A 6563-nucleotide genomic window follows, 5' to 3' on the forward strand; every position below is an offset into this window, starting at 1 on the left:
CGGACCGCTCTTGCCTGCTCGGGCGAAAGGTCAAGAGCCGGGATGTCGACCAGCCCTGCCTCCAGCGGCAAGAGTACGTGTTCAAGGGGTGCGCCCTTACCCACCTCGTTCAATTTGTCCAGCGAAATCGCCTCGGGGAAGGCAAACGGCCCAGCGCACATTCGCCGAAGCATCGTCACATGACCAACCGAGCCAAGGGCCAACGCGATGTCCCGCGCGAGGCTTCGAATGTAGGTTCCCTTCGAAACATCGGCGATGAGCGTGATTTCCTCAACAAATTCGCCAGAAGATGATTGGCTCCAGAGGATACCCCAAGGATCGTCAGTCCGGTTCCTGCTTACCCGGGCCAGACGATCTATGGTCACCTGCCGAGATTTCAGCGCCAATGTTTCACCTGCTCGCGCCCGGTCATAAGCTCGCTCGCCGTCCACCTTGATGGCAGAGTAGGCAGGCGGCACTTGCTCGATTGGGCCGGTGAAGTGCGGTAGAATTGCTTCGATCGCCGCCAGTGTAGGCAGCACGTCGCTCTGCGCGATCACCTTGCCTTCCAGATCGAGCGTATCGGTCTCGGTCCCGAAGCGCACAGTGAAAGCATATTGTTTGCTCGCATCGAGCATCCGCCCGCACAGCTTGGTCGCCTCGCCCAGCGCGATCGGCAGCACCCCCGTCGCCAGCGGATCGAGCGTGCCGCCATGGCCGACCTTGACCTTGCCATAGCCCGCCTCGCGCAAGTTGCGCTTCACCGCCCCCACGGCCTGCGTCGAGCCGAGGCCATGCGGCTTGTCGAGAATGATCCAGCCATTGACCATGCCCGGCGCGCTCAATCGAGCTCCGGCCCGGCCACCAGCGCGACGATGTGCTCGAACTGCGAGAGCATCCATTCCATCGGCGGGCCAACCAGACGGTCGACGATGTGCAGCCCCGGAAAGGCCCATGGCAGCACGATGAACACGATCATGAACAGCGGAATGCCCACTGGTTCGATCCGGTCGAGCAGCCGCACTCCGGCCTCCGGAGCGAGCCCGCGCACAATGCGCGAGCCATCGAAGGGCGGCAGCGGCAGCAGATTGAACGTGCCAAGGAACACATTGATCGCAATGAAGTTCTTGAGGTTGTCGGCCAGGAACAGGAAGCTCGGCCCCGGCACCTCCTGCGGACCTACCTGGCGCAGCAGCAACCCGAACGCGACCGCCGACAAGGCCGCCAGCATGAAGTTGGTCAGCGGGCCCGCCGCCGCGACCAGCGCCATGTCGCGCTTGGGGCTGCGCAGCCGCGCATAGCTCACCGGCACCGGCTTGGCCCAGCCGAACACCGGCAGCCCGAGCAGCTTGAGCATGCCCGGCAGGATCAGTGTGCCCATCGGATCGACATGGCGCAGCGGGTTGAGGCTCAGCCGCCCGCGCTCATAGGCCGTCGGATCGCCAAGCGCCCGCGCGGCCCAGCCATGCGCAATCTCGTGGAACACGATGGCGAAGACCATCGGCACCACCAGCGTGGCGATCAGATAGAGCGTACTGTTCACGCGCGCGCCGCCAGCCAGTCTTCCCGCAGCAAGCCGTAGATCACGGTATCGCGCACGCGGCCCGTCCAGGTCTTGCGTTCGCGGCGCATGACGCCTTCCTCCACCGCGCCCAGCTTGCGCACGGCGGCGCGGCTGCGCGTGTTGATCACGTCGACCTTGAACACCACGCGCTCATGTCCGCAGGCGAAGGCATGGCCCAACATCAGCCGCTTCAGCCGCCGGTTGAAGCCGGTGCTGCGCAGCGCAGGCACGATGAAGCTGTTGCCGATCTCGATCGACCAGCCTGCATCGCCGAACGCGATCCACGCCGTCATCCCGACAATAGTGCCGTCCTTGATCACGGCATAGACGCGGCGCCCCGGCGCACCCGCCAGCAGGCTGTCGAACTGCGGATCGAAATACTCCCCCACGTAGCAGAAGGGATAAATCTCCCAGATCTCACTGTCCTCGGCGCAAGCCGCGCGCAGGCCCTCGCGGTGATCCTCGCGCAGCAGTTCAAGGCTCAGATCGCCTTCCTCGAGCGGGACATAGAGCTCTGGAACGCTCATCGCGCGGTGCTCCGAGCAGCGAAGTGGCGGAAAGGGAGGATTGCCATAGCCACGCTCACATAGGCATTGCGCGGGGAAAGCCAAGCACCCCCTCGTGGCCGCGCCGGCAAATTCGCGGCGAATGAACCATCCTTCCGCATCCGTTGAAGCATTGTCACGCTCCGTTCACCCAGCATCCGCCAGAAGGATTTCCATGCGCCGCCTGCTGCCCCGTCTGCTGATCATACTTGCCGCGCTGCTGGCGATGCTCCAGCCGGCACAAGGCGCGGCGGGAGACTTGCGCTATGTGATCGACAAGAGCGCAAGCCGGGTCGATGCCAAGGTCGCCTTCCTCGGCATTGCCTCCAAGACCGCGAAATTCCCGGACATGTCGGGCACATTCAATCTGTCGTTCGCCGATCTCGAAGCGCTCGACATGGTGGTCGATATCGACGCGCGGACACTGACGACCGGAGATTCGCAGACCAAGACGTTGAAAGGAAAAAGCTTCTTCGACGTCGCCCGCCACCCGACGGTGCGTTTCGTCGGCAAGCGCCTGAAGATGACGGGTGACAAGACAGCCGATGTCGAAGGTCTGATCACCGCACGCGGCATTACCCGCCCGATCCAGCTCAACGTGACCTTTTCCGTCCCGCCCTTCTCCACCGGCGGCACGCAGCCGATCTCGATCGTCGGCACCGGCGTGATCGATCGCCGCCAGTTCGGCATGACCGCCTATCCGATCATCATCGGCGCGATGGTCAATGTCACGATCCGCGCGCGGATGGTGCCGAACTAGGCCTCTTCCTCTGTGATATCGCGCGCCACGCGCGGATCGGCGAGCAGCCTGTCGATATGGCTCGCCACATCAAAGCTCTCATCCGCCAGAAACTTGACCTTGGCCGCGTACTTGAGGCGCAGCCGCTGGGCGACTTCCTTCTGGAAGAATGCGGTGTTCGTCCGCAGTGCCTTCAGCACAGCTTCCTCGTTCGCGCCGAGCAGCGGCTTGATATAGGCGGTCGCGTGGCGAAGATCGGGCGACATGCGCACTTCGGTGACCGAAACCGAATGCGCGGTCAGCACCTCGTCATGCACTTCCTGCCGCATCAGCAGTTCCGAGAGGATATGGCGCACCTGCTCGCCCACCTTGAGCAGGCGGACCGAGCGGGTTTCGGGGGATGCGGGCTGCTTTGCCATCTGGTCCTGGTCCTTCAGCCCATCTTCGCCAGAATGCGGGCGAGCGAGCGTACATTGCGCGCCGTGCCGCGCCGACCGAGCCTGCGTTCGAGGAACGCGCCCGTCATCCGGCTGGCCGAAACGCCTTCGACGAAATCGATATAGAGAGCACGTGGCCCCATGGCGAGCCTTTCAGGGCCGCGCGCCGCCTGATCGGTCACCAGCACGCGAAACTGCGCCGGATCGACCTCGCCATCGAGGAACATGGTATGGACATTCGCGTCCGCACCGTCGCCGGTAAACGGATTGTCCTCGATCGCGCTGCGCAATTCCGCCTTGCCCAGCACCGCCACCATCGAGCGAAAGCCGAAGCGGTCCTCGACGATCCATTCGAGCATTTCGGCAAGGCCCTCGGCCGGGCGCTCCTCATGCTCGAACAGCACGTTGCCGCTGGCGATCACGGTCTCGACCTGCTCCAGTCCTTCCCGCTCGAACGCCTCACGCAGCTCCGCCATCGAGAGGCGATTGCCGCCTACGTTGATCGAACCCAGCAGTGCTACGTAGCGCGGCATCTTGATTTTTTGGCCAATCCATGCAATACAACGGGCATCACGACGGTAGAAGTTCCACTTCACCTACCCGGAACCCGGACGTTGCAGCGTCCGGGTTCTTTTCGTTTCGGGGGCTGGCGTTGCAGCGCCAACCCCCTCACCGGTTTATTTCCGGCCGAGCTCAATGAGCTTGACTATCAGACCGACGATGCCGACTACGAGGGTGGCAACGCCGATCACCAGAATCACGACTGTATTCAATTCCACACAAATCACCTTCCCTTCTGTCGCTGGTAGCGACCTCGGAAAGGGCGTGATCAATGGAATCGAATACCGTCAGTCCCTTGTGCCGGGCGGAATGAAAAGCGGAACTGCCACCACAATGGCAGTCCCGCCACACCAGAGCCCCTGGATTACAGCGTCCGCACGCGCTCCTCGACCTCGAAGACTTCAAGCTGGTCGCCCGGCTTCACGTCGTTCGTATCGGCCAGCACCACACCGCATTCGAGACCGGCACGCACTTCCGGCACGTCGTCCTTGAAGCGGCGCAGCGAGTGGATGACGGTCTGCGAAATGATGACGTCCTGACGGGTAAGGCGGGCGTTGATGCCCTTGCGAATGAAGCCCTCGACCACGAGCAGACCCGCAGCCTTGTCGCGCTTGCCCGCGGGGAACACTTCCTTGACCTCGGCACGGCCGACCACGGTCTCGATCCGCTCCGGCCCGAGCTGGCCGGCCATTTCGAGGCGGATGTCGTCGGTGAGCTGATAGATCACGTCGAAGTACTTCATGCGCACTTTGAAGCGTTCGACCAGTTCGCGCGCCTTGGCATTGGGGCGGACGTTGAAGCCGATGATCGGCGCGCCGCTCGCCTGCGCGAGGTTGACGTCGCTTTCGGTAATCGCGCCCACGCCCGAGGCGAGGATGCGCACCTTGATCTCGTCGGTCGAAATGCGGTTGAGCGCATTGACGATCGCTTCGGTCGAACCCTGAACGTCGGCCTTCACCACCACCGGATACTCGATGACGGTCTGCTTGGCCGCCAGCGCCGAGAACATGTTCTCGAGGCTCGTCGGTGCCTGCGCGGTGCGCTTGGCCGTCGCGCGTTCCTGGCGGTAGGCGGCGACCTCGCGGGCGCGGGCCTCGTTCTCCACCACGGTCAGCGTATCGCCGGCCATCGGCACGCCGCCGAGGCCGAGCACTTCGACCGGCAGCGAAGGCGGCGCTTCCTTGATCTGGCGGCCCTTGTCGTCGAGCATCGCGCGGACGCGGCCCGACTGGGTGCCGACGACGAGAATATCGCCGACCTTGAGCGTGCCGCGATTGACCAGCACGGTCGCCAGCGGACCCTTGCCCTTGTCGAGCTTGGCCTCGATCACGGTCGCTTCCGCCGCACGGTCCGGATTGGCGCGCAGTTCGAGCAGTTCGGCCTGGAGCAGGATCTTCTCGATCAGGTCGTCCATGCCCATGCCGGTCTTGGCCGAAACCTCGACATCCTGCACATCGCCCGACATTTCCTCGACCACGATCTCGTGCTCGAGCAAGCGCTCGCGGATCTTCTGCGGGTTGGCCTCGTGCTTGTCGGCCTTGGTGATCGCGACGATCATCGGCACGCCCGCGGCCTTGGTGTGATTGATGGCCTCGATCGTCTGCGGCATGATCCCGTCGTCCGCTGCCACCACCAGAATGACGATGTCGGTGACGTTGGCACCGCGCATGCGCATTTCGGTGAAGGCTTCGTGGCCCGGGGTATCGAGGAAGGTGATCAGGTCACCGGCCTTGGTCTTGATCTGATAGGCGCCGATGTGCTGCGTGATGCCGCCGGCCTCGCCGCGCACCACGTCGGTGCCGCGCAGCGCGTCGAGCAGGCTGGTCTTGCCGTGGTCGACGTGGCCCATGATCGTGACAACGGGGGCACGCGGCTGCAGCGATTCCTCGGTATCCACGTCGGCGGCGGTGTCGATGTCGACATCCGACTCCGACACGCGCTTTATATTGTGGCCGAATTCAGTGACGAGCAGCTCGGCGGTATCCTGGTCGATGGTCTGGTTGATGGTGACCATCATGCCCATCTTGAACAGTGCCTTGACCAGATCCGCGGCTTTTTCGGCCATGCGGTTGGCCAGATCCTGCACCGTGATCGCCTCAGGCACCACAACATCGCGGACCTGCTTTTCACGCGGCTGCGACTGCCCTGCGAAGTGCGCACGGCGCTCCTTCTCGCGGGCGCGCTTGAGCGCCGCGAGACTGCGGGCGCGGGCGCCTTCGTCCTCGTTGAGCGCGCGGGTGACAGTGAGCTTGCCGGCCTGGCGGCGGTCGCCCGCCCCCTTGTCGCGCGGGGCATGCGCGGGCTTCTTGGCCGGCTGTTCGGGCCGCTTCGGCGCCACCACCGGAGTGAAGCGGCGCGGCGCGGGCGCGGCGGGTTCTGCGGCAGCTGGCGCTTCGGCCTCGGCAGGTTCGGCCGGTGCGGCGACGGGCGCTTCGACCGGAGCTGGAGCAGGCGCGGGCGCGGCAGCCTCGGCAGCCGGAGCCTCGACCGGGGCAGCAGCAGGTGCCTCGACAGGCGCCGCCGCTTCGGCCTCGCCAGCCTTGCGCGCTTCGACGGCGCGGCGGGCTTCCTCGGCGGCACGCTGGCGCTCTTCCTGCTCGCGGCGATTGGCGGCTTCCAGTGCCTGAAGACGGGCTTCCTCGGCCTCGCGCAGCAGGCGGGTCTGCATTTCCTGACGCGTCTCGCGCGAGGCGGCGGGCGGCGGCGGGGGCGGCGCGGGTGCGCGGACCGGCTGCGGG

7 protein-coding genes are annotated in these 6563 nt (G+C 64.9%); 1 reads left to right on the top strand and 6 read right to left on the bottom strand.

The window, feature by feature from the left end; genetic code table 11:
* The 3 genes from truB to K5Q19_RS16315 form a co-directional block, all read right to left on the bottom strand.
* Positions 1–809: tRNA pseudouridine(55) synthase TruB (gene truB, locus K5Q19_RS16305; protein ID WP_292947401.1), on the bottom strand; the 809-nt coding region annotated here is incomplete at its 3' end.
* A gap of 11 nt (positions 810–820) precedes the next feature.
* On the bottom strand, positions 821–1522 hold the full coding sequence (locus K5Q19_RS16310; RefSeq protein WP_292947383.1) for a site-2 protease family protein: 702 nt from the start codon (positions 1520–1522) through the stop codon (positions 821–823).
* Positions 1519–2070, bottom strand: a complete 552-nt coding sequence (locus K5Q19_RS16315) for a GNAT family protein (RefSeq protein WP_292947386.1) — start codon at positions 2068–2070, stop codon at positions 1519–1521. The genes K5Q19_RS16310 and K5Q19_RS16315 overlap by 4 nt, the downstream gene beginning before the upstream one ends.
* Before the next feature lie 193 nt (positions 2071–2263).
* Here K5Q19_RS16315 and K5Q19_RS16320 point away from each other — a divergent pair, with 193 nt between their 5' ends.
* Entirely contained in the window at positions 2264–2848 is a 585-nt protein-coding gene (locus tag K5Q19_RS16320) for a YceI family protein (protein WP_292947389.1), read from the top strand.
* On the opposite strand, the gene rbfA is transcribed toward K5Q19_RS16320, so the two are convergent.
* From rbfA to infB, 3 genes are all read right to left on the bottom strand, one after another.
* Complete coding sequence (gene rbfA, locus K5Q19_RS16325) at positions 2845–3246, bottom strand: 30S ribosome-binding factor RbfA (RefSeq protein ID WP_292947392.1); 402 nt, start codon at positions 3244–3246, stop codon at positions 2845–2847. The two genes, K5Q19_RS16320 and rbfA, sit on opposite strands and share 4 nt — an antisense overlap.
* Positions 3247–3260: 14 nt before the next feature.
* Complete coding sequence (locus K5Q19_RS16330) at positions 3261–3797, bottom strand: DUF1697 domain-containing protein (protein WP_292947395.1); 537 nt, start codon at positions 3795–3797, stop codon at positions 3261–3263.
* Positions 3798–4189: 392 nt separating this feature from the next.
* Positions 4190–6563: translation initiation factor IF-2 (gene infB, locus K5Q19_RS16335; protein ID WP_292947398.1), on the bottom strand; the 2374-nt coding region annotated here is incomplete at its 5' end.

It is taken from the genome of Novosphingobium sp. (assembly GCF_019748365.1).
Taxonomy (GTDB): domain Bacteria; phylum Pseudomonadota; class Alphaproteobacteria; order Sphingomonadales; family Sphingomonadaceae; genus Novosphingobium.